At 74.0% G+C, this 22,067-nt stretch carries 14 protein-coding genes; 7 read left to right on the top strand and 7 right to left on the bottom strand.

The window, feature by feature from the left end; genetic code table 11:
* Window positions 1-130 precede the first annotated feature (130 nt).
* Window positions 131-3,184 carry a glycoside hydrolase family 3 N-terminal domain-containing protein gene (locus ACGF0J_RS26155; protein ID WP_393149626.1) on the bottom strand — a complete coding sequence of 1,018 codons (3,054 nt, stop codon included), beginning with the start codon at window positions 3,182-3,184 and terminating at the stop codon, window positions 131-133.
* Window positions 3,185-3,568: 384 nt separating this feature from the next.
* Window positions 3,569-6,130, bottom strand: a complete 2,562-nt coding sequence (locus ACGF0J_RS26150; RefSeq protein WP_393149625.1) for a DNA topoisomerase (ATP-hydrolyzing) subunit A — start codon at window positions 6,128-6,130, stop codon at window positions 3,569-3,571.
* Window positions 6,131-6,474: 344 nt separating this feature from the next.
* On the opposite strand from ACGF0J_RS26150, the gene ACGF0J_RS26145 reads away from it, so the two are divergent.
* Both ACGF0J_RS26145 and ACGF0J_RS26140 read left to right on the top strand, forming a co-directional pair.
* Window positions 6,475-7,296: a TauD/TfdA dioxygenase family protein gene (locus ACGF0J_RS26145; protein WP_393149624.1), complete on the top strand. Its 822-nt coding sequence runs from the start codon at window positions 6,475-6,477 to the stop codon at window positions 7,294-7,296.
* 87 nt (window positions 7,297-7,383) lie between these two features.
* Window positions 7,384-9,498 carry a RecQ family ATP-dependent DNA helicase gene (locus tag ACGF0J_RS26140; protein ID WP_393149623.1) on the top strand — a complete coding sequence of 705 codons (2,115 nt, stop codon included), beginning with the start codon at window positions 7,384-7,386 and terminating at the stop codon, window positions 9,496-9,498.
* 188 nt (window positions 9,499-9,686) lie between these two features.
* On the opposite strand, the gene ACGF0J_RS26135 is transcribed toward ACGF0J_RS26140, so the two are convergent.
* Window positions 9,687-10,580 carry a carbohydrate kinase family protein gene (locus tag ACGF0J_RS26135; RefSeq protein ID WP_393149622.1) on the bottom strand — a complete coding sequence of 298 codons (894 nt, stop codon included), beginning with the start codon at window positions 10,578-10,580 and terminating at the stop codon, window positions 9,687-9,689.
* A 384-nt stretch (window positions 10,581-10,964) separates the two neighbouring features.
* Between ACGF0J_RS26135 and ACGF0J_RS26130 the strand changes: the two genes are divergently transcribed.
* The 4 genes from ACGF0J_RS26130 to ACGF0J_RS26115 all read left to right on the top strand — a co-directional run bounded on the left by ACGF0J_RS26130 (window position 10,965) and on the right by ACGF0J_RS26115 (window position 16,314).
* Window positions 10,965-13,550, top strand: a complete 2,586-nt coding sequence (locus ACGF0J_RS26130; protein WP_393149621.1) for a GNAT family N-acetyltransferase — start codon at window positions 10,965-10,967, stop codon at window positions 13,548-13,550.
* Window positions 13,551-13,632: 82 nt separating this feature from the next.
* Window positions 13,633-14,223 (top strand): DUF5998 family protein, encoded by a 591-nt coding sequence (locus ACGF0J_RS26125; RefSeq protein WP_393149620.1) that lies wholly within the window; start codon window positions 13,633-13,635, stop codon window positions 14,221-14,223.
* A gap of 127 nt (window positions 14,224-14,350) precedes the next feature.
* Window positions 14,351-15,478 carry an alkaline phosphatase family protein gene (locus ACGF0J_RS26120; RefSeq protein WP_393149619.1) on the top strand — a complete coding sequence of 376 codons (1,128 nt, stop codon included), beginning with the start codon at window positions 14,351-14,353 and terminating at the stop codon, window positions 15,476-15,478.
* 23 nt (window positions 15,479-15,501) lie between these two features.
* Window positions 15,502-16,314: a sulfurtransferase gene (locus tag ACGF0J_RS26115; protein WP_393149618.1), complete on the top strand. Its 813-nt coding sequence runs from the start codon at window positions 15,502-15,504 to the stop codon at window positions 16,312-16,314.
* Here the strand turns inward: ACGF0J_RS26115 and ACGF0J_RS26110 are convergent.
* From ACGF0J_RS26110 to ACGF0J_RS26095, 4 genes are all read right to left on the bottom strand, one after another.
* The gene (locus ACGF0J_RS26110) at window positions 16,254-18,935 is read right to left on the bottom strand and encodes a CHAT domain-containing protein (protein ID WP_393149617.1); all 2,682 of its coding nucleotides are present in this window, start codon (window positions 18,933-18,935) and stop codon (window positions 16,254-16,256) included. The genes ACGF0J_RS26115 and ACGF0J_RS26110 overlap by 61 nt on opposite strands.
* Window positions 18,936-19,260: 325 nt before the next feature.
* Window positions 19,261-19,707, bottom strand: coding sequence for a hypothetical protein (locus tag ACGF0J_RS26105; protein WP_393149616.1), 447 nt, complete (start codon window positions 19,705-19,707; stop codon window positions 19,261-19,263).
* Entirely contained in the window at window positions 19,704-20,240 is a 537-nt protein-coding gene (locus ACGF0J_RS26100; protein ID WP_393149615.1) for an RNA polymerase sigma factor, read from the bottom strand. Before ACGF0J_RS26100 ends, ACGF0J_RS26105 begins: the two co-directional genes overlap by 4 nt.
* A gap of 68 nt (window positions 20,241-20,308) precedes the next feature.
* Window positions 20,309-21,322, bottom strand: a complete 1,014-nt coding sequence (locus ACGF0J_RS26095) for a S8 family serine peptidase (protein ID WP_393149614.1) — start codon at window positions 21,320-21,322, stop codon at window positions 20,309-20,311.
* A 174-nt stretch (window positions 21,323-21,496) separates the two neighbouring features.
* On the opposite strand from ACGF0J_RS26095, the gene ACGF0J_RS26090 reads away from it, so the two are divergent.
* Entirely contained in the window at window positions 21,497-21,991 is a 495-nt protein-coding gene (locus ACGF0J_RS26090) for a DUF3145 domain-containing protein (RefSeq protein WP_393149613.1), read from the top strand.
* Window positions 21,992-22,067: the final 76 nt, after the last annotated feature.

Genomic DNA, 22,067 nt, shown 5'->3' with positions numbered 1-22,067 from the left:
CAACTGATTATTACTTTCTTTGTCTTTGTCTGCATCCTGGTCTCTATTAGAATTGTTAGAGTGGTACTTCTTCCGGGGGGGGGGGGCGGCCCGCCCGGGGGGGGGGGGGGCCCCCCCCCCACGTCCGTCCTCAGCGGGCGGCCTGCGCCAGCAGGTCCACCGCCTTGCTCAGGTGACCGGCCGCCACCTCGTGGTCGGCGCGGGCCTGCAGGTCGGGGCGGTTCCCGGCGGCCTGCGCCACGTCCCTGGCGACCGACACGAGGACGTCGCCCTGGGCGAACGTGTCCGTCCGCGACCTGTCCAGCAGCGTCGCCGCGGCCGCCACCGCGCCGAGCACGGCCCGCGGCTCGCGCACCGCTCCGGCGGCGGTCCAGTGGCGCTCCGGCAGCGCGGCCGTCAGCGCCACCGCCGCCGCCTTCGACGCGGCGTCGCCGCGCGCCAACCGGTCCCTGAGCGCCTTGAGGCGGTCACGGCCCGGATCGGTCCGCAGCCCCCAGCCGTACGGGAACAGCGGATCGTACGCCGCGTCGCCCACGTTGATCGGCACCTGCGCGGGCGTGCGGAACCAGGTGAACGGCAACCGCCCCGTGTACGGCACGGCCCCGAACAGCGGGTCGGCCACGCCCGCGCCCTCGGTGCCCGGCAGCCACGACGCCACCACGGCCGGCACCCGCGACAGGTCGCCCAGATGCAGAGGCCGTCCCGACACCACGAGCACGACGCACTCCATCGCGCCGCACACGCGGTCGATCGCGGTCCGGTCGGCGGCCGTCAGGTCGAGGGTGCGCCCGGCCCGGCCCACGTCGCCGAAGCCCTCCGCGTACGGCGTCTCCCCGACGACCACCACGCCGACGTCGTGTCCGGGCAGCGGCGCGGAGGCGTCGCGCGAATGGGTGACGGCGGCGGCGCGCTCGCGGATCGCCGACAGGATCGTGGTGCCGGGCGTGATCGGCCCGGACGAGCCCTGCCAGGTGATCGTCCAGCCGCCCGACTGGTTGCCGATGTCGTCCGCGTTCGACCCGGCCACGTACACCTTCGCGTCGCGGCGCAGCGGCAGCAGGCCGCCCTCGTTCTTCAGCAGCACCTGCGACCTGGCCGCCGCCGTGCGGGCCACCTCGCGGTGGGCGGGCGAGCCGACGTCGGCGAGTCGCGACCGGTCGGCGTACGGCCGCTCGAACAGTCCCAGCCGGAACTTCTGCGTGAGGATGCGCGACACCGCGTCGTCCACCCGCGCCGTCGGCACCCGCCCGGCCTCCACCTCGGCCCTGAGCGTCCGGACGAACTCCGGGTAGGCGTACGGGACCATGATCATGTCGAGTCCGGCGTTGACCGAGGTGCGCACGTCGCTCGGGTAGTCGCCGGGGATCTGGTCGATGGCCTGCCAGTCGCTGATCACGAAGCCCTTGAAGTGGAGCCGGCCCTTGAGCACGTCGGTGATCAGCTCGCGGTGCGCGTGCATTTTGATCGGCCCCCGGCCGAAGTCGACGCTGGAGAACGACGGCATGACCGTGCCCACGTCGCGCCTGACCGCCTCGGCGAACGGCGCCAGGTGGATCGCCTCCAGCTCCTGCCGGCTGACCTCGGTGACGCCCTGGTCGATGGTGTAGTCGGCGGTCGTGGACGAGCCGTACGTCGTGCCGCCGTCGCCGACGTAGTGCTTGGCCGTGGCGAGCACCCCGTGCTTCTGCAGCCCGTCGACGATCGCGGCCATCCGGGTGACGAGCGCCGGATCCTCGCTGAACGACTCGTAGACGCGGCCCCAGCGGTCGTCGCGCGACACGCACAGACACGGCGAGAAGTTCCACGGGACGCCGGTGGCCTTGACCTCGCGGGCGGTCACCTCGCCGACCCGCTCCACCAGCCCTGGATCGCGGGTGGCGCCGAGACCGATGTTGTGCGGGAAGATCGTGGCGCCGACCACGTTGTTGTGGCCGTGCACCGCGTCCACGCCGTAGATGAGCGGGATCTGCAGCCGGGTCTGCCGGGCGCGCAACTGGTAGCCGTCCACCATGTCGGCCCAGGCGGCAGGAGTGTTCGGCGTCGGAGTGGAGCCGCCGCCCGACAGCAGCGAGCCGAGCAGGTGGGTGGCGATGTCGTTCGGCGCGGCGAGGGCCCCGCGCTCGGCCTGCGTCATCTGGCCGACCTTCTCGTCGAGGGTCATCCGGCCGAGCAGGTCAGCGACGCGCTGCCGGACCGGCTTGCGCGCGTCGAGGTACGGCAGGCCGTGCGCGTCGATCACGATGGCCGGGGGCTCCGCCGGCGGACGCGCGCCCGCTCCGGACAGCTCGATCGGGATCGTCTCGGCCGTCTCCGCCCGGCGGTCGCCCAGCGTCCTGACCGTGAACGCCCTCGCCGAGCCCGACGCGGTGCCCGCCGGGAACGTCAACGTGCCCTCGACCGGCGTGTAGTCCTCGCCGGGGGTGGCGGTGCCGGTGCCGGTCCGGTAGCCGACGGTGAGGGCGGCGGGCAGCGGGGCGCCGGTGGCCGTGGTGACCGACACGCTGACCCGGACCTCCGCCTTCTCACCGGCGGTGTAGACGGGGCGGTCCGTGGCCAGCCGTACGGGGCGTGGGGGAGCGGTGCCGTACACCTGCACCTCGTCCCAGACGAGCGTGCCGGAGGCGACCGGCAGCCTCATCGAGTAGCCCCACATCGCGGTCAGGTCCAGCTCGCCGTCCGCCGGGGCGCCGCCGGGCTGGTAGTCGGCGCGGCGTACGAGGTCGGCGAACGGCACCTTCACCTGCCGCCAGCCCGCGGTGTCGTCGGTGAACGACGACTCGAACAGCTCCGCGGCGCCCGGCCCGGTGCCACCGTCCTTCACCTCGAAGAAGATCTTCTGGCCCGAGCCGGTGCCCTTGACCCAGAACGCGAACCCCTCGTACGGGGACCAGTCCTGGGGCGTGGACAGGTCATGCGACCAGCCACCCCACTGGGCCACGGCGTAGACGGATCTGAGCACGCGGTTGCCGGTGGGGGCGCCGGGCCGGTCGGGGCCCGGTTCCAGCGTCAGCGTCGGGGTCGAGGGGGCGTCGTTGCCCCATGCCGTCACGCCGGGGGGCAGGGTGTCGGCCTCGAAGTCGGTGACGGTGAGGTCGGCCTGGAGCGTGGCGTGGACAGGGGGTGCGACGAGGAGCGAGGCCAGCAGGGCTGCGGCCGCGCCCAGGGATGCTGTTAATCGGAACACAGGACCTCCCGGGTCGGAGAGAGCGCTCTCCCCGGTGAGATCGGGAGTGGGGGCCATTTCATAACATCCCGCGCTACGTCAGGCGGTCATGACCCGGCCGGACGGCCACCTCGTCATGAAACTTTCAGCGACATGGCCGTCGACATGGCCCGACATGGCCCGACATGGCCATCGACATGGCGACGGCCATGTCGACGCCAACGGCGCCGGTGCCGGCTGTCGGGCCCGCAACCCGCACCGGGCCCGCAACCCGCACCGGGCCCGCGACCGGCACCGAGCCGGTGACCGGCACCGAGCCGGTGACCGACGCCGGGCCGGTGACCGACGCCGGGCCCGGTGACGGTCCGGGCTCGCTTGCGGTGGCGGGTCCGGTGCCGGCGGCGGTCAGAACAGCGGTGGTTCCTCCGCCGCAGCCGTGGTCGTGGCGCCGTCCTCCTCGCTCCCGTCGTTCTGGACGCCCGTGTCCGCCCCGCCGAGGTCCGGGCCGTCCTGGGCGGGGGCGGCGGCCAGGGAGCCGCCGACGGCGCCGATGGTGTGGGTGAGGCGGACTCCCGAGCCGTCACGGCGGCCGATCTCGTCGGGCAGTGGCACGGGCTTGCCCACCGTCGAGACCGCCTTGGCCGGGGCCGGGCCTGCCCACGCCAGCAGCAGCACGTCCTCGCCCTTGAGGAACCGCTGGGCGCGGACCCCGCCCGTGGCCCGCCCCTTGGCCGGGAACTCCGCGTAGTCGGACACCTTGCCCCCGCCCACCTGGGCGCCGGCCAGCGCCGTTGAGGACCCTGCGACCGTCACCACCTGGGCGGGCCGCGACGGGTCGACCACGCCGAACCAGATCACCCGTGCGGCGCCGTCGAGCCGGATGCCCGCCATGCCGCCCGCCGGCCGCCCCTGCGGGCGCACCAGCGCGGCCTGGTAACGCAGCAACTGCGCGTCTGAGGTGATGAACACGAGGTCGTGCGCCTCGGACTCCAGCTCCACCGCGCCCACCACCGTGTCGCCGTCCTTGAGGGTGATCACCTCGAAGTCGTCGCGGTTGGCCGGATAGTCGGGGACCACTCGTTTGATCACGCCCTGCGCGGTGCCGAGGGCGAGGCCGGGGCCGTCGGGGTCGAGACCGCCGAGCCCGACCACGGTCTCGTCGGGCCCGAGCGCGACGAACTCCGACACCGGGTGGCCTCCCGACAGCGACGGCGGGTTGGCCGACGGCGGCAGGATCGGCAGGTCGACCACCTGGACGCGGATCAGGCGGCCCAGCGACGTCACCACGCCGACCTCGCCCCGGGCGCTGGTGCGGACGGCGGCGACGAGCACGTCGTGGGCTGTGCGGTCGCCGTCACCCGCCAGCGGGGAGGCGTCCGTGGTGCGGGCCAGCAGGCCGGTGGACGACAGCAGGGCGAGGCACGGCTCGTCGGCGACCTGGAGCTCCACCGTGGCGGTGCGGGTGACGCCGGACGACTCCAGCAGCACCGTGCGGCGGGGCGTGCCGTACTTCTTGGCCACGTCGGCCAGCTCGCCCGAGACCACCTGGCGCAGCCGCGTCTCCGACGACAGGATGCCGGTCAGGTCGGCGATCTCGTCGGTGAGCTGCTGCTTCTCCCGGTCGAGCTCCAGCTTGTCGTAGCGGGTGAGCCGGCGCAGCGGCGTGTCGAGGATGTAGGCGGCCTGGATGTCGGTCAGGTCGAACACGTCCATGAGCCGGGTCCGCGCCTCGGCGGAGTCGTCGGAGGAACGGATGACCTGGATGACCTCGTCGATGTTGAGCAGCGCCACGATGAGGCCGTCGACGAGGTGCAGGCGCTCCTCCCGCTTGCGGCGGCGGAACTCCGACCGGCGGCGCACCACCTCGAGGCGGTGGTCGACGTAGACGCGCAGCAGCTCGCGCAGCCCGAGCGTGCGCGGCTCGCCGTCGACGAGCGCCACGTTGTTGATGCCGAACGTCTCCTCCATCGGCGTCAGCCGGTAGAGCTCCGCCAGCACCGCCTCGGGGATGAAGCCGTTCTTGATCTCGATGACCAGGCGCAGGCCCTTGTGCCGGTCGGTGAGGTCCTTGAGGTCGGCGATGCCCTGCAGCTTCTTGGAGTTGACCAGCTCCTTGATCTTGGCGACCACCCGCTCGGGGCCGACGTTGTAGGGCAGTTCGGTGACGACGATGCCCTTGCGGCGCGGCGTGATCTGCTCGACCACGCACTTGGCGCGCATCCGGAACGTGCCGCGCCCGGACTCGTAGGCGTCGCGGATGCCCTGCAGCCCGATGATCGTGCCGCCGGTCGGCAGGTCGGGGCCCGGCACGAACCGCATGAGCTCGTCGAGCGTGGCGTCGGGCTTCTTGATCAGGTGGCGGGCCGCGGCGACGACCTCGGTGAGGTTGTGCGGCGCCATATTGGTGGCCATGCCGACGGCGATGCCGGTGGTGCCGTTGACCAGGAGGTTGGGGAACGCCGACGGCATGACCGTGGGCTCGGTCTCCTGGCCGTCGTAGTTGGGCTTGAAGTCGACGGTGTCCTCGTCGAGCGACTCGACCATGAGCATCGCGGCAGGCGCCAGCCTGGCCTCGGTGTATCGCATGGCGGCCGGCAGGTCGTCGGGGGAGCCGAAGTTGCCGTGGCCGTCGACGAGGGGCAGCCGCATGGAGAACGGCTGCGCCAGCCGGACGAGGGCGTCGTAGATGGCGCTGTCACCGTGCGGGTGCAGCTTGCCCATGACGTCGCCGACGACGCGGGAGGACTTGACGTGACCCCGGTCGGGTCGCAGGCCCATCTCGCTCATCGAGTAGAGGATGCGCCGCTGCACGGGCTTGAGGCCGTCGCGCGCGTCGGGCAGGGCGCGCTGGTAGATCACCGAGTAGGCGTACTCGAGGAAGCTCGTGCGCATCTCGGAGGAGACGTCGATGTCGACGATCCGCTCCTCGAAGTCCTCGGGCGGGGGTGCAGTCGTGCGTCGGGCCATCTTGTGCTGCGCGGCTGCCTCGGCCGTCGGGTGGCGCCGAGGGGGAGCGCATCCTCCTTTGCTCTGTGCGGGTAACCGTAGCCGTCGGCTCGCTGGAGAAGCGTCAGATCGGCGTGTGCGAGGTCAACGTAACCTACCTGTGGCATGACCATGATGCCCCTCGGCCCTGGCGGAGGCCCCGGCGAGGAGCGCATGACGACGTCGCGCACGGCGCCGATGCCTCGCATGGTACTCGATGCCACCCCCTTATGGCACACGTGTTCGACTCTCGGCCAACTCTTGACCAAGCAATTGCTTGGGCGTTACGTTCCGGGGAAGAGAGGACTCCCGGCCCCGGAGGCATCATGATCGAGTTCCATCCTGTGACCAGGCACATCGGCGCCGAGGTGACCGGCGTCGACCTGCGCAAGCCGCTGTCCCAGGAAGAGGTCGCGACCCTGCGGGCCGGCTGGCTGGAACACCTGGTGCTGTTCTTCCGCGACCAGCCGATCGACGACGAGCAGCACCTGCAGTTCGCCCTGAACTTCGGCACGCTCAACCACCCGGCCTTCAAGAAGGACGCCACCAGCCCCGTCCACGTCCTCGACCAGACCGACCCCAAGGGCGAGGGCGGCGACGAGTGGCACAGCGACAACACCTTCGAGCCGGTGCCTCCCATGGGTTCGCTGCTGCGGTGCGTGCAACTGCCCAGCGTCGGCGGCGACACCCTGTGGGCCAACACCTACCTGGCGTACGAGACGCTCTCCCCGTCGCTCCAGCGGCTCTGCGACGAGCTGACCGCCGTGCACGACATCACGAACTCGATGAAGAAGGCCATCTCCAAGGGACACCCGTTCGACCTGGCGGAGATCCAGGCCAGGTGGCCGCCCATCGAACGGCCGGTCGTCCGGGTGCACCCCGAGACGGGACGCAAGGCGCTGTTCGTCAACCGCTCCTCGACCACGCGGCTCGTCGGGCTCACCGACCGCGAGAACGAGGCGCTGCTGCCGCTGCTGATCGACCACATCCGCTCGCCCGAGTACCAGGTGCGGCTGCGCTGGCGTCCCGGAACGCTCGCGTTCTGGGACAACCGGCCCACCCAGCACTACGCGGTCGCCGACTACACCGAACGGCGGCGGATGCACCGCGTCACGATCAACGCGTTCCCCGAGCACGCCGACCGGTAGCCCACGGACGGGGACCGGCCCGCGCCGGTGCCTTGCCGGTGCCGCGCCGGTGCCAAAGTGTCAGGGAAACCTGGTAACAAGGAGGGCATGACTGAAGCCCCCGACGTGGCGATGCTCCGCGAAGAGGCCGAGCAGCGGCTGCGGGCGCTCGCCGGCGACCACGCCAGGCTGCGCGACGACCAGTGGGCCGCCATCGAGGCGCTCGTGGTCGACCGCCGCCGGGTGCTCGTGGTGCAGCGCACCGGATGGGGCAAGTCAGCCGTCTACTTCGTGGCGACGGCGCTGCTGCGCGAGCTGGGCGAGGGCCCCACCGTCATCGTCTCGCCGCTGCTGGCGCTCATGCGCAACCAGATCTCGGCGGCCGAGCGGGCCGGCATCCGCGCCGTCACCATCAACTCCGCCAACCCCGAGGCGTGGGAGGAGATCTACGGCCAGGTCGCCGACGGCATGGTCGATGTGCTGCTGGTCAGCCCCGAGCGGCTCAACAACCCCGACTTCCGCGACAACGTACTGCCCGAGCTGGCCGAGAGCGCCGGCCTGGTCGTGGTCGACGAGGCCCACTGCATCTCCGACTGGGGCCACGACTTCCGCCCCGACTACCGCCGGCTGGCCACGCTGTTCGAGGAGCTGCCACCCGGCATCCCCGTCCTGGCCACCACCGCCACGGCCAACGCCCGCGTCACCCGCGACGTGGCCGAGCAGCTCCGCCCGCCCGCCGACCAGCGGCCCGACGCCGCCGACACGCTCGTGCTGCGCGGCCCGCTGGAGCGCGACAGCCTGCATCTGAGCGTCGTCCGCCTGCCGACGGCCGAGCAGCGGCTGGCCTGGCTGTCGCAGACGCTGCACGACCTGCCGGGCTCCGGCATCGTCTACACCCTCACCGTGGCGGCGGCTCACGAGATCGCCGCCCACCTGCGCGAGCAGGGCCACGAGGTGGCCGCCTACTCCGGGCAGAGCGACCCGGCCGAGCGCCTGGCGGCCGAGGAGGCGCTGCTCGGCAACAAGATCAAGGCGCTGGTGGCGACGAGCGCGCTCGGCATGGGGTTCGACAAGCCCGATCTCGGGTTCGTGGTGCACGTGGGCGCCCCGCAGTCGCCCGTCGCCTACTACCAGCAGGTGGGCCGGGCCGGGCGCGGGGTCGAGCGGGCGGAGGTCATCCTGCTGCCGGGCGCCGAGGACCGCGACATCTGGGCCTACTTCACCTCCCTGGCCTTCCCGCCGGAGCCGGTGGTCCGCGCCACGCTCCAGGCCCTGGAGGAGCACGGCACCCTGTCCACGCAGGCGCTGGAGACGCGGGTCGACCTGAGCCGCAGCCGGCTGGAGATGATGCTCAAGGTCCTCGACGTCGAGGGCGCGGTGCGTCGCGTCAAGGGCGGCTGGCAGGCCACCGGCGAGCCGTGGGCCTACGACTCCGAGCGCTACTCCCGCATCGCCGCCGAGCGGCGCGCCGAGCAGGAGGCCATGCTCGGCTACCTGACCACCACGGAGTGCCGGGAGCAGTATCTCCGCGCCCGCCTCGACGACGACACGGCCCGGCCGTGCGGCCGCTGCGACAACTGCACCGGCCGGCACCGCTCGCCCGACATCGCCGCACCCGCCGTCGAGAGCGCCCGCCGCAGCCTGACCAGGCCGGGCGTCACGGTAGAGGCGCGCCGCCAGTGGCCCACCGGGCTGACCGACCTGTCCGGCCGGATCAAGCCGGAGCTCGGCGCCGAGCCGGGCCGGGCGCTCGGCCGGCTGACCGACATCGGCTGGGGCAACCGGCTGCGCGAGCTGTTCGCCGCCCCTGACGGGCCGATCGCCGACGACATGTTCGCGGCGGTGATCCAGGTGCTGTCGGCGTGGGAGTGGGACGAGCGGCCCGTCGCCGTGGTCAACGTTCCGTCCGCGACCCGGCCGCTGCTGGTGCGCAGCTTCGCCGAACGGCTCGCCCAGGTGGGGCGGCTGACCCACCTCGGCGAGCTGGGTTACCGGGCCGGGCCGCCCGGGCAGCAGTTCAACAGCGCCAAGCGGGTGCAGGCGGTCCGTGCGACGCTGGCCATGCCCAAGGAGGTCGGCGCGGCCGTGGCACAGTGCGGCGGCCCGGTGCTGCTGGTGGACGACCGGATCGACACCGGCTGGACGATGACCCTCGGCGCGGCGCTGATCCGCCACGCGGGCGCCCCCGCCGTCCTGCCCCTGGCCCTGGCCACGGCCTCCTGACGTGTGGCACCGGCCACGGCCTCTGACGTCTGGCCCTGGCCACGGCCTCCTGACGTGTAGCGCCGACCACGACCTTCTGACGTCTGGCGCCGGCCACGACCTCTGACACGTCCAGGCCCCCGCGCACGCCGGAGCCTGCGGGCCTGTCAGGGCCGGCCTCGCACCGGAACGCGGGCGGAAGATTCGTGTCAGAGCCGCGGGCGGGCGCCCAGGTGCACGATCGCCTTGGCGGCCAGGTGGCAACCGGCGGTCAGCGACTCGGCCGGAGGCTTGCCCTCCAGCCACGGCGGGAGGAACCCGGCGCAGAACGCGTCACCCGCGCCCGTGCCGTCGACGATCCGATCGACCGGCTCGGCCGGCGCCCGCGTCGGCTCGCCGCGGCCGTTGCCGTACCACAGCGCGCCGTCGGCGTTCATCTTGATGACGACCTGCGGGAACCACGCGGTCAGCACCTTGGCCGCGGCCTCGGGGTCGTCACGGCCGGTCAGCACCTTGGCCTGGTCGGCGTTGGCGAACAGCAGCTTGGCGCCGCTCGTCCACTCCAGGAACGGCTCGGCCCCGGTGCGGTCGAGCGGGGCCGACGAGGCGCAGTCGACCGAGATCGACATGCCGGAGCGGTGGGCCATGTCGAGCGCGGCCAGCCCGGCGTCGCGCGAGCCCTCGTTGATCAGCGTGTAGCCCGACAGGTGCAGGTGGCCGCCGCCGTTGAACAGGTCGCGCGGCAGGTCCTCGGGGGACAGCGCGGCGTTGGCGCCCGGGTCGGACAGCATGGTGCGCTCGCCCTTGTGCGTGACGAGCACGACGCACGTGCCGGTGGGGCGCTCGGGGTCCATGACGAGCCGCGCGTCGACGCCGTAGCCCATCAGCTCCATGTCGCGGTTGCGCCCGGTGATGTCGGCGCCCCGGCGCCCGATGAAGGCCACCTCGGCCCCTTCGACGGCGAGCCAGGAGGCGATGTTGGCCCCCGAACCACCCCCGTGCATGGTCACGATCGCCGGGGTGTCGCTCGCCCTGGCGAGCGCATAACGGGCGCGCGCGACCGCGTCGGTCATGAGATCGCCCACCACGACGACCCGCGTCATGATGTCACCACCTTGCTGCCTCTTCAGAACGAGCCTGGCCACGGCTGAACGCCACCGCAAAACTAACAGCTTCCGGAGCGCTCGTGGGGCGGACCGCGGACACCGGTCGGCAGTCGATGCACAAGCGTTGCCCAACAGGCCCTGCGGTCCTGCGGAACGGGACGCGAGGCTACTCTCGGGTCTGTGGACGCCCAGTCTGTGGAGGACCGGAACGTGGATGCCCCGAAGACGGATGCCCCGAAGACGGATGCCCCGAAGACGGATGCCCCGAAGACGGATGCCCCGAAGACGGATGCGCCTGACACGGATACGCCTGACACGGATGCCCGGTATCCGGCCCATTGGGAAGCCGACGTCGTCCTGGCCGACGGCGGCACCGCGCACGTGCGGCCGATCAGGCCCGCCGACGCCGACCGGCTGCGCTCCTTCTACTCCCGCCTGTCCGCCGAGTCGATCTACTTCCGCTTCTTCGGGCCCCGGCCGCGGCTGTCGGACAAGGAGGTGGCCTGGTTCACCACCGTCGACTACGTCGACAGGGTGGCGTTGATCGCCACGATCGGCGCCGAGATGGTCGCCGTGATCCGCTACGACAAGGTGGAGCCGGGCGAGGCCGAGGTGGCGTTCCTGGTGGAGGACGCCCACCAGGGCAGGGGAGTGGCGTCCGTGCTGCTGGAGCACCTGGCCGCCACGGCCCGCGAGCGCGGCATCGAGAGGTTCGCCGCCGACGTGCTGCCGGCCAACATGAAGATGATGGGGGTGCTGCGCCAGGCGGGCTACACCGCGCAGAGCAGCTTCGCCGACGGTGTGGTCCGCATGACGCTGGACCTCACGCCGACCGAGACCTCCACCGAGGTCACCATCGCCCGCGAGCACCGCGCCGAGGCCAGGTCCATCGCCCGGCTGCTGACGCCGGGCTCGGTGGCTGTCATCGGCGCCTCGCGCGAGCCGGGCGGCGTCGGCCAGACCGTGCTGCGCAACCTGCTGGCCGCCGACTTCACCGGCCCCGTCTATCCGGTGCACCGCGAGGTGCGCGCCGTCGCCGGGGTGCGCGCCCATCCGAGCGTGTCGGCCATCGACGACGACGTGGACCTCGCCGTGGTGGCCGTGCCCGCCGAGGGTGTCGCCGACGTGGTCAAGGAGTGCGCCGAGAAGGGCGTGCACGGACTGGTCGTGGTGTCGTCCGGGTTCGGCGAGACGGGCGACGAGGGGCGGGAACGGCAGGACGAGCTGGCCCGCATCGCCCGCGCCTACGGGCTGCGCGTGGTGGGCCCCAACTGCCTGGGCATCGCCAACACCGATCCCGCCGTCCGGCTCAACGCCACCCTGGCCGCCACCGTGCCGCACCGGGGCCGGGTGGGCTTCTTCAGCCAGTCGGGCGCGCTCGGCACGGCGCTGCTGCAACGGGTGGCGCAGCGCGGCATGGGCATCTCGTCGTTCGTCTCCGCCGGCAACCGGGCCGACGTGTCGGGCAACGACCTGCTCCAGTACTGGGAGGAGGACGCCGCCACCGAGGTGATCCTGCTCTACCTGGAGTCCCTGGGCAACCCGCGCAAGTTCGCCCGCCTGGCCAGGCGGATCGCCCGGAGCAAGCCGATCGTGGTGGTCAAGAGCGGCGGCACCCCCACCGGCCACTCGGCGCGGGAGCTCGGTCTGCCCGACTCGGCGATCAGCTCCCTGTTCGCGCAGGCGGGCCTCATCCGGGTGGACGACCTCATCCAGCTCTTCGACGTGGGCCAGCTTCTGGCCTACCAGCCGCTGCCCGCCGGGCCCCGCGTCGGCCTGGTGACCAACTCCGACGCCCTCGGGCTGCTCGCCGCCGGGTTCTGCGTCTCGGCCGGCCTGTCGCCGCGCCCGCCCGCCAACCTCGGCGCCTCCGCCGGGGCCGCCGAGTTCGGCGCCGCGCTGGCCGGGCAGCTCGCCTCCGACGAGGTCGACTCCGTGGTCGTGATCTACATGCCGCCCATCCCGGGCGCCTCGGAGGAGGTGGCCGCCGAGCTGCTCCGGGTGTCGCAGGGCTCGGCCAAGCCCGTGCTGGCCACGTACGAGGGGCATCTCGGCATGCATCCGGCGCTGCGGACGGGCTCGACGCCCGAACGGGGCTCCATCCCGTCGTACGCCGCGCCGGAGGAAGCCGTCAGGGCGCTGGCGCACGTGGTGCGCTACGCCACCTGGCGGGCCCACCCCGCGCCGCCGCCGCCCGTGCTCGACGACATCGACACCGTCCGGGCCCGCGAACTGGTGGCGCTGGCGCTCCGCGACGCCGGGCCGGCCCCCGTGCCCGGTGCGTTCGCCGAGCCGGGCCCGCCGGTCGAGGTGGACGCCGCCGACCTGCTGTCCTGCTACGGGCTGAGCGTGTGGCCCGCCGAGGTGGTGCGTTCGCCGGAGGAGGCGGTCGACGCGGCCGAACGGCTGGGCTGGCCTGTGGTGCTGAAGGTGGCCGACCCCGAGGCATCCCGCCGCGCCGGCACCGTACGGCTGGGACTGGCCGGGCCCGACAGCGTCCGGCACGCCTACGCCGAGTTCGCGGCCCAGCTCGGCGCGGACACCGAGCTGGCCGTGCAGCGGATGGCGCCGCAGCCGGCCGTGCCGACCGTGGTGGGCGTGGCCGACGACCCCGGGTTCGGGCCCGTCGTGTCGTTCGGGCTGGGCGAGGTGACGGCGCGCCTGCTGCTGGACCAGGGCTACCGGCTGGCGCCGCTCACCCATGAGGACGCCGCCGAGCTGGTGCGCTCGGTGCGGGCGGCGCCGCTGCTGTTCGGCGAGTACGGCTACCCGCCCGTCGCCGTCGAGGCCCTGGAGGACCTCCTGGTCCGGGTGGGCCGCCTGGCAGGCGACCTGCCGGAGCTGGCGCGGCTCGACCTCGACCAGGTCCTGGTGGGGGAGTCCGGCGTCATCGTGCTCGGCGCCAGGGCGCGCCTGCGCACGCCCGCCGGGCCGCGCCTGGACGCGGGCCCGCGCCGGCTCGCGTGACCCCGTACGTACAGGATCAGACCGTTATAGAGCGTTATGTACAGCGGGTGAGGGCGCAGCGCGCTCCTGGCAGGATGGACCCATGAGGGAAACCCGAGTCTCAGCCGCGGGACTGCGCGAAGCGATCGAGCGCAGCGGCTACTACCCCGACCTCGTCACCGATGCGGTCGAATCCGCGCTGGGCAAGGAGGCCGTGGCCGCGTTCGTGGTGCACCACGAGGCCACCTTCGATCCCGCCATGGAGGTGCGCCGGCACGTCACCGTGCTGGTGCTGACGACGTCGAGGCTGCTGGTGTGCCACACCGACGAGCACCCGGCCGTCGAGGGCGTCTCCGCCTCCCACGCCTCGACCACCACCGAGGCGGTCCGCCTGAGCCGGGTCCAGTCGGTCGCCGTCACCCGCGTCGTCCCCGATCCCGCCTCCTACGCGCCCGGCTCGCCGCCCACCGAGGTCACGCTGACGATCGGCTGGGGCGCCATCTCCCACATCGACCTGGAGCCCGCCACCTGCGGCGACGACAACTGCGAGGCCGACCACGGCTACACCGGGGCGATCACGGCCGACGACCTGTCGCTGCGCGTCAGCGAGGCGGCCGACGGCCCCGAGGCGGTCGGCCACGTCCTCGCCTTCGCCAAGGCCCTGTCGGAGGCCACCGCCCACGTCACCGGTTAGCCAGGCCGGGCCCGTCACGGCCCTCGCCACCCCGTGGCGGCCACGCGGACACCCTCGCCGAGACCGACGCGTCCACACCCCGGCCGGAATGCTGGGGACGCCGCGTCCGCGCCGATAAGCTCGGGGAATGGTGGACATCGCGCCCCTGATCCCGGCCTACGGCACGACGTCGCTGGCCGACCTTCCCCGCTCGCTGCTGGCCGCCCTCGGCCTCGACGGGCCCGGCCCGCTCGGCGTGCGGCCCGCCGAGAGCGTCTGCGTGTTCCTGGTGGACGGGCTCGGCGCCGAGCTCCTCCGCGCCCACCCCGCCGCAGCCCCCTTCCTGACGGCCATGACCGGCCGGACCCTCACCGCGGGATTCCCCGCGACCACGGCCACCAGCCTGTGCTCGCTCGGCACGGGAGTCCCGCCGGGCGAGCACGGCATGCTCGGGATGATGCTGGCCGTCCCCGGCACCGGCCGGCTGCTCAACTGCCTCAGGTGGACGATGCCCGACGGGTTCGCCGTGACCCCCGAGGAGTGGCAGCCCGCCTCCACCGTCTTCCAGCGGGCCGGCCGGGCCGGCATCGCCGCCAGCTACGTCGGCCCCGCCGAGTTCAAGGGCACCGGGCTGACCGAGGCCGTCTACCGGGGCGTGCGCTACCTCGCCGCCGACACCGTCGACGAGCGCGTCGAGGCCGTACGCCGGGCGCTGCTGGAGCCTCCCGCGTACGTGACCGTCTACTACGGCGACCTCGACTCGGCCGGCCACAGGTTCGGGTGGGGCGGCGCGGAGTGGCTGCGGCAGCTCGCGATCGTCGACCGGATGGCCGAACGGCTGGCCGAGGCGCTGCCCGGCGGCAGCGCCCTCTACGTCACGGCCGACCACGGCATGGTCAACGTCACCCACAAGCTCGACGCCGAGAGCGACCCCGCCCTCGCCGCCGGTGTGGCCCTGCTGGGCGGCGAGGCGCGGGCCCGGCACGTCTACACCGAGGAGGGCGCCGCCGGCGACGTGCTCGCCGCCTGGCGCGAGACCCTCGCCGGCCGGGCCTGGGTGGTGTCCCGGCAGGAGGCCGTCGAGTCCGGCTGGTTCGGCCCCGGCGTCCGCGCCGGATGGTTGCCGCGCATCGGCGACGTGCTGGCCGTGCCGTACACCGACCTCGCCATCACCGCCCCCAGCACGCACCGCGTCGAAGCGGCGTTCGTCGGCTACCACGGCTCGATGACCGCGGCCGAGCAGCACGTGCCCCTGCTGGAGGCGAGCACCCGTTGACGTTCCGACTGGAGGAACCTGCCATGAGCCCGCTCATCACCCCCGCCGGCCTCGCCGCGCTCGACGGCGCGAGCGTCCTCGACGTCCGCTGGCGGCTCGGCGGACCGGCCGGCGCCGACCTCTACCGCGAGGGGCACCTGCCGGGCGCCGTCTTCTGCGACGTCGACGCCGACCTCGCCGCCACACCCGGCCGCGCCGGCCGGCACCCGCTGCCGTCCGCCGAGCACTTCCAGCGCGCCATGCGGCGGCTCGGCGTGCACGACGGCAGGCCCGTCGTGGTGTACGACGACGCCGGCTCCACCACCGCTGCCCGCGCCTGGTGGACGCTGCGCTACTTCGGCCACCCGGACGTACGGGTCCTCGACGGCGGGCTGCCCGCCTGGACCGAGGCGGGCCTGCCCACCGACAAGGAGCCGGTGGAGGTCGCTCCCGGCGACTTCACCGCCAGGCCGGGCGGGATGCCGATGCTCACCGCCGAGCAGGCGGCGGCGCTGGCCGGCGACGGGGTGCTGCTGGACGCCCGCGCCGCGGAGCGCTATCGGGGCGAGGTGGAGCCGGTCGACCCGGTGGCCGGGCACATCCCGGGCGCCGTCAGCGCGCCCACCACCGGCAACGTCGGGCCCGACGGCCGGTTCCTGCCGCCCGACGCGCTGCGGGCCCGCTTCGCGGAGCTCGGGGTGCGCGACGGCGTGGCGGCCGGGGCCTACTGCGGCTCCGGCGTGACCGCCGCCCACCAGGTGCTCGCCCTGGAGCTGGCCGGGCTGCCCGCCGCCCTCTACGTCGGGTCGTGGTCACACTGGGTGGCCGACCCGTCCAGGCCCGTCGCCACCGGCTGATCCCCGGCGCCGAAACACGCGAACCCCACCACCCCCGTCTCGGCGGCGGCCGCCGCCAGCGCCGAGGCGGGAGACCTGCCGGCGGCCAGCAGCCCGTGGAACGCCGTCATCACGGCGAGCGCGTCGGCGTCGCGCACCGGCACCAGCCCGGCGACCACGCACCTGGCGCCCCGGGACAGGAACGTGCCCGCCAGCCCGAGCGGCGCCCCCTCGGCCGGCGTGCGCGCCATGCCCGAGTCGCACGCCGACAGCACCACCAGCCGCGCCGCCGTATCCACCTCCAGCAGGTCGTACGCCATGAGCGGGCCGTCGTCCAGCGTGATGGCCGACAGCAGCGGGCTGCGCGCGTGGAACACCCCGTGCGCCGCCAGGTGCAGCACGTCGGCCCGGGCCAGCGCCGCCAGCACCGCGCCGGCCCGGGCCGGCACCTCGCGCCCGCCGGGGTGCAGGCGCAGCACCCGGCGGATCTCCTCCGTCGCGTGCGCCAGTCCCGGTCCGGCGGCGGCGGCCACCTCGACCCGCCCCGTCCTGACCGCGGGCGGGCCTGCGGACGGCTCTGAGGACGGCTCTGCGGACGGCTCTGATGGCGGGTCTGGGGGCGGGCCTGCCGGAGGGGCGGGCCGCGTGGGCGTTCGCCGGGTGGCCGCGAGCCAGGCCGCCGCGCTCGCGGCCACGCTCACCGGCCGCCCCGCGAGGCGGGGCAGCGCCGCCCAGGGCAGCGTGTACAGCGCCCCGGCGGGGACGACGACCACCGGCCGCCCGTCCAGGGCCCGCTCCAGCGGCCGCAGCAGCATGCGTTGCACCTCCTCGGCCGCGGCACGCACCAGCCCCGCACCCGAGCCTGCACCCGGCGCCGTACCCGAGCCTGCACCCGGCCCTGCACCCGGCCCTGCACCCGGCCCGGCACCCGGCCCGGCACCCGGGATGGGAGCCGTGCCGTCCGGGAGGGCGCCGCCGTGCAGGTTGTGCCTGCGCAGGGCGTGCCGCAGCCGGAGGACCGCCTCGGTGATCGCCTCGACCGGGCCCAGCGGCCGCAGCGTGACCCCGTCAGCGGTGACGACCAGAGCCAGCAGCGACGACTCCTGCGTCACGAACTCCACCAGCACCGAGTCGCCGAGCGCGCCCCGCACCTGACCGGCCTCGACCGGCCCGCGCCCGCCGACGGGACCCGCCAGCGCCCGCCAGCGTTCCGCCCACCCGAACACGTCCTCGGCGCCCCCCTCCCGCACCGCCAGCCGCAGCCCGAGCCCCGCCAGCCGCGCCCCGGCCCGCGCCGCGTGCGCCCGCAGGGCAGGGTCGTCGAACATCCCCACCGCGCCGCTCACCTCGGCGAGCCCGCGCCGCACCGCGCGCAGCGCCCCGTCGTGGTCGCCGCGCGACGCCGCCTCCAGCGCGAGCGCGTGCTGCCGTACCGGCTCCGGTGTCCGGGCTCGCCTCGCGCCCGCGGGCTGCCGGTCGCCGTCCGGCCGGGTGAGCCGCGCCAACTGGCCGGCCGCCGTCCCCTCGTCGCCGAGGGTCAGCGCCAGCTCGGCCGCCTCCAGGCGCAGCGCCGCGGCCGCGGGCCGGTGGACGGCGTGACCGTCCAGCTCATCGGCGCAGCACACGACCTCGGCCAGCAGCGGGAGGGTGGGGCCGTCGAGGACCAGGCGCGCCCGCAGCGCCACCTCGCGGGCCGGCGGCAGCCAGGATCTCCTGCCCTGGCGCGCCAGCTCCCGCTCCGCGCGTTCGGCCACGGCCAGCGCCCGGCGGGCGTCGCCGGTGAGCAGCTCCGCCTGGGCCAGCTTCAGCCGCGCGTCGGCCAGCGCCGCCTGGGCGCCGGACGCCTCCAGCTCGGGCACGGCGCGGCCGAGCAGTTCCCTGGCCTCGCCCGCCAGGTGGGCGGCCAGCAGGGCGGTGGCGAAGTCGGCCCGCATCGTGGCCAGCCGCTCGGGGTAGCCGAACAGCGTGTCCTCGGCCGCCCGGTAGTGCCCGAACGCGCCCGCGACGTCGCCCCGCCGTACGGCGAGGAACGGCAGGTTGGCGGCGGCCAGCCGGGACAGGTGGTCGAGCCGGGCGGCGCGGGCGATCCGCAGGCATGCGGCCACGTCACGGGTGGCGGCGTCCCACTCGCCCCGGTAGGCCTGCACCAGCCCCCGGTTGAGCAGCCCGCCGGCCAGGAACCTGCGGTCGTCGATCGTGCCGGGCGCGCCGGCCAGCGTGGCCACCGCCCGGTCGCAGGCGGCGACCGCCTCCACGTAGCGGCCCAGGTGAGCGAGCGCGACGGCCCGCTGGGTGTCGAGCTTGGCCCGGTCCAGCGGCGACAGGTGCGGCCGGGCCAGGGCGGCGATGCTGAGCGCCTGCATCGGGTGGCCGCGTTCGGTCCGTACGGTCACCAGGGAGAGCCGGGCCTGGGCGAGCCGGGCCCGCGGGGCGCCACGGGAGGCGATGGCGCGGCGCAGATGTTCCTCGGCCGCCTGCAGGTCGCCCAGTTCGCGGGCGGCCAGCGCCATCGCCCGCAGCGCCACGACGACGGCCTCGACGGCCCCGGCGGCCTCGGCCGCTGCGAGCACGCCCCGGCCCGCGTCGAGCGCTCGCCGGGGGTCCACGACGGCCTGCGACACCGCGGCCTCGGCCGCGGCCACCAGCGACTCCCTGGGCGGCGGCCCGCCTCCCCGCGGCTCGTTCGGCCGCGGGTCGTCTCGTCGCGAGCCCTCTCGTAGTGCGTCGTCGGCTCGTAGTCGCTCGGCTCGCTGTCGGTCGTCGCGCCGTGGGTCGTCCTGGTGGTTCGGCGGGTGACCGGCGGACGCGGGGGGTTCGTGGAGTGCGGTCAAGGGTGGGGGCGCGGACCTCTCGCACGGGCCGCCAGGCGCAGGACGGCGGGGATGACGGGGGACGGGCGGGGACGGGCGGGACCGGGAGCCGGTGCGGCGCCGCGCGCAGGCGGCACCGCACCGGCCTCACGTCCGGTCAGGGACGGATACGCACCCACCTGGTCTGGACGGGCGCGTGACCCGGCCGGTGGCAGACCACGCTGAGCCAGCCCGGAGGCAGGCCGGTGGCCGCGAACTGGCCGGTGGCGGGCAGACGCCTGGTGAGCGTCAGGTGGGGGGTCCGGACATCGACATGGCTGCCCTCACCCGGGGGCGGGATCACCTGCCCCGCGACGTCGATGAGCCCGTCGCCCACCGTCACCTCCAGGTCGAAGGTGAGGCCGGAGGCGACGAACCGGACCATGTGGCAGCCGTCCGAGCCCCGCACCTCAGCGGAGGCGGGAAGCTCGGCGGGCGCGGCGGTGACCGCTTGGGGGACCCTCAGCCCGTAGGCGTCGCGTGCGGCGGCGGACACGTGCCCGGGGATCGGGTCGTTCCCGGCGGCCAACCGAAGGGCCGCCAGGAAATAGTCTTCGTTGATCATTGCACCGTCTCCTGTAGTGAGATCAGGGTGCGCAGTTTTTCCAGGCACCGCGTCCGGGTGGGGCCCACGCTGCCAATGGGCACTCCCAGACGCAGTGCGACTTGCTGGTATCCAACATCTGCCGCGACCAGCTGGAGCAGTGTGCGACAAGGTTCTTCCAGGGAGGAGACCGTCTTCCAGAGCAGGCGGCTGCTGTCGGCCTCCAGGACGGCCGCCGCCGGGTCGGGCTCACGCACCGGGTCGAGGCGCGGGGCGAAGGTGAGGTCCTTTCTGGAGATGAGCATGGCTTCGCGGCGCGTGGTCGTGGCGAGCCACGCGCCTATCCCTGCCGGGTCCCGGATGGTGTGGAGATGCTCAAGCAGACGCAGCCACGCTCCTTGGACAGCGTCCGCGGCATCGGTCTCGGTCAGCCCGCAGGCCCGCGCGACGGCCCACATGCGGGGTCCGAAGCGGGACTCGAGCTCGTCCCAGGCCGTCTGGTCGTCGTCGGCCGCGGCTTCGAGCAACTCCTTGGGATCGCGTGGCTCCCGCATGCGGCCTCCTTCGCCCAGTGCCCCACGATGTTGTCTCACCGTGATGGACCGAGAACTGAGCGTAAACTCTACAGACTCGCCGGGACGAGAACTCCGAGATCGCGAATTTGCCGCGACTCCTCCGGGTCCAGCAGGCGCCGGGCCGCGTCCTGCGGCGGCCGGTCCCGGGCGGCGTCGGCGACGGCCCCGGCCACCAGCGCCGCCGCGAACGACGTGCCGCTCCACGCCGCGTAGCCGGCGAACTCCCCGCCCTCCAGATAGGTGCTGGTCAGCCACTCGCCACGGGCGCAGGCGTCGACCCAGGAACCGTAGGAGGAGAACGGCGCCCGGCGCTCCTGCGCGGCGTCGACCGCGCCCACGCCGACCACGCCCGGCAGCGCCGCCGGCCAGAACGGCCGGTCGCCGGCTGTGTTGCCCGCGCAGGCGACCGTCACCGTGTCGGGGAACGCGCTGAGCGCGTCGGCCAGCAGGGTCGGCGGCCGGTCGTCGAACGTGCGGCAGCCGAACGACAGGTTGAGCACGTGCGGCGGCCGTTCGCGCAGCCGGTTGAGCGCCCGGATCACGTGCGCCTCGTCGCCGACGCCGTCACCGTTCAGCACCCGGCACGACCTCAGGGTGACGCCGGGCGCCTGCCGCAGGATCAGCCCGGCGATGAACGTGCCGTGCCCCGCCTGGGTGCCCTCGGTGGAGTCGGCGTCGTCGCGGCCCAGCTCGCCGTACCACTCGCTGCCCGTCCACCAGGGGTGCTTGGCGACGCCGGTGTCGAGCAGGCCCACGACCACCGGCGACCGGGCCCGGCTCGGCCGGTAGGGCAGGGGGCGGACGGGGAACGGCCGGGACGCCGGCCCGCCGAAGAACAGCGGCTGCCCGACCACGACGTGGTTGGGCGAGGCCCGGAACCCGCGTTCGCGCAGCTCCCTCGTGATCTCGCACGGATCGGCGTCGGGGGCGAGATGGATCACACAGACGCCGTCGCTCTCGGACACCGCCCGGGTCCAGCGCGCCACGACCGGCAGCGCGCTCCGGTCGGCCAGCACCTGACCTGGCCGGATGAGCGACTCGCCGGCGGATTGGATGTCCATGCGCCGTTATCTATCCGCGCGGGGCCGCTGTCACCCGCCCACGCCGCAACAACTTGATATGGGCTCCCTCTGGTGCCGGATCGCGACCGACGGTAGTCTCTCCCTAGTCACTTGTGATCATCCCAGGACGAGGCCGTTGGGGAAGGCGCACCTCGTACCGAAACGGGAGGTCCGGTGTCTGCTCGTGGCGTGCTGTACGTCCACTCGGCTCAGCCCGCGCTGTGCCCTCATATCGAATGGGCGGTCGCGGGCGTCCTTGGCGTGCCCGTGGACCTGACGTGGACGCCGCAACCCGCCGCGCCCAACGTCGTACGGGCGCAGGCGGAGTGGGAAGGCCGCCCGGGCATCGCGGCGGCCATCGCGTCCTCCCTCATGGGCTGGCAGCGCATCAGGTTCGAGATCACCGAGGACGCCTCCCCGGGTGTCGACGGGTCCCGCCACGCCTACACACCGACACTCGGCGCGTTCAGCGCGGTCATCGGCGCCGCCGGCGACATCATGATCCCCGAGGATCGGCTCCGGTCCGCGATGCTGATGGCCGCCCAGGGCCGCTGCGCGCTGGAGGAGGAGCTCGACAAGATGCTGGGCAAGCCGTGGGACGAGGAACTGGAGCCGTTCCGCTACGCGGGAGACGGCGCCCCGGTCCGCTGGCTGCACGCCGCCGTGTGACCCGACCGCGCCTGCCGTCCGAGCCCCTGCGAGGCCCCTGCGAGCGGCCCGGACACGCGAGCGGCCCCGCACCGGT

Source organism: Nonomuraea sp. NPDC047897 (assembly GCF_043204415.1).
Classification (GTDB): Bacteria; Actinomycetota; Actinomycetes; order Streptosporangiales; family Streptosporangiaceae; genus Nonomuraea.
The sequence above is the reverse complement of the archived record's forward strand: the minus strand, read 5'-3'. Positions and strand labels throughout refer to the sequence as shown.

Bases quoted from the DNA above. Each gene is read 5' to 3' on its own strand.
- ACGF0J_RS26150 (WP_393149625.1), bottom strand. From the start codon at position 6,130: ATGGCCCGACGCACGACTGCACCCCCGCCCGAGGACTTCGAGGAGCGG.
- ACGF0J_RS26145 (WP_393149624.1), top strand. From the start codon at position 6,475: ATGATCGAGTTCCATCCTGTGACCAGGCACATCGGCGCCGAGGTGACC.
- ACGF0J_RS26140 (WP_393149623.1), top strand. From the start codon at position 7,384: ATGACTGAAGCCCCCGACGTGGCGATGCTCCGCGAAGAGGCCGAGCAG.
- ACGF0J_RS26135 (WP_393149622.1), bottom strand. From the start codon at position 10,580: ATGACGCGGGTCGTCGTGGTGGGCGATCTCATGACCGACGCGGTCGCG.
- ACGF0J_RS26125 (WP_393149620.1), top strand. From the start codon at position 13,633: ATGAGGGAAACCCGAGTCTCAGCCGCGGGACTGCGCGAAGCGATCGAG.
- ACGF0J_RS26120 (WP_393149619.1), top strand. From the start codon at position 14,351: ATGGTGGACATCGCGCCCCTGATCCCGGCCTACGGCACGACGTCGCTG.
- ACGF0J_RS26115 (WP_393149618.1), top strand. From the start codon at position 15,502: ATGAGCCCGCTCATCACCCCCGCCGGCCTCGCCGCGCTCGACGGCGCG.
- ACGF0J_RS26105 (WP_393149616.1), bottom strand. From the start codon at position 19,707: ATGATCAACGAAGACTATTTCCTGGCGGCCCTTCGGTTGGCCGCCGGG.
- ACGF0J_RS26100 (WP_393149615.1), bottom strand. From the start codon at position 20,240: ATGCGGGAGCCACGCGATCCCAAGGAGTTGCTCGAAGCCGCGGCCGAC.
- ACGF0J_RS26095 (WP_393149614.1), bottom strand. From the start codon at position 21,322: ATGGACATCCAATCCGCCGGCGAGTCGCTCATCCGGCCAGGTCAGGTG.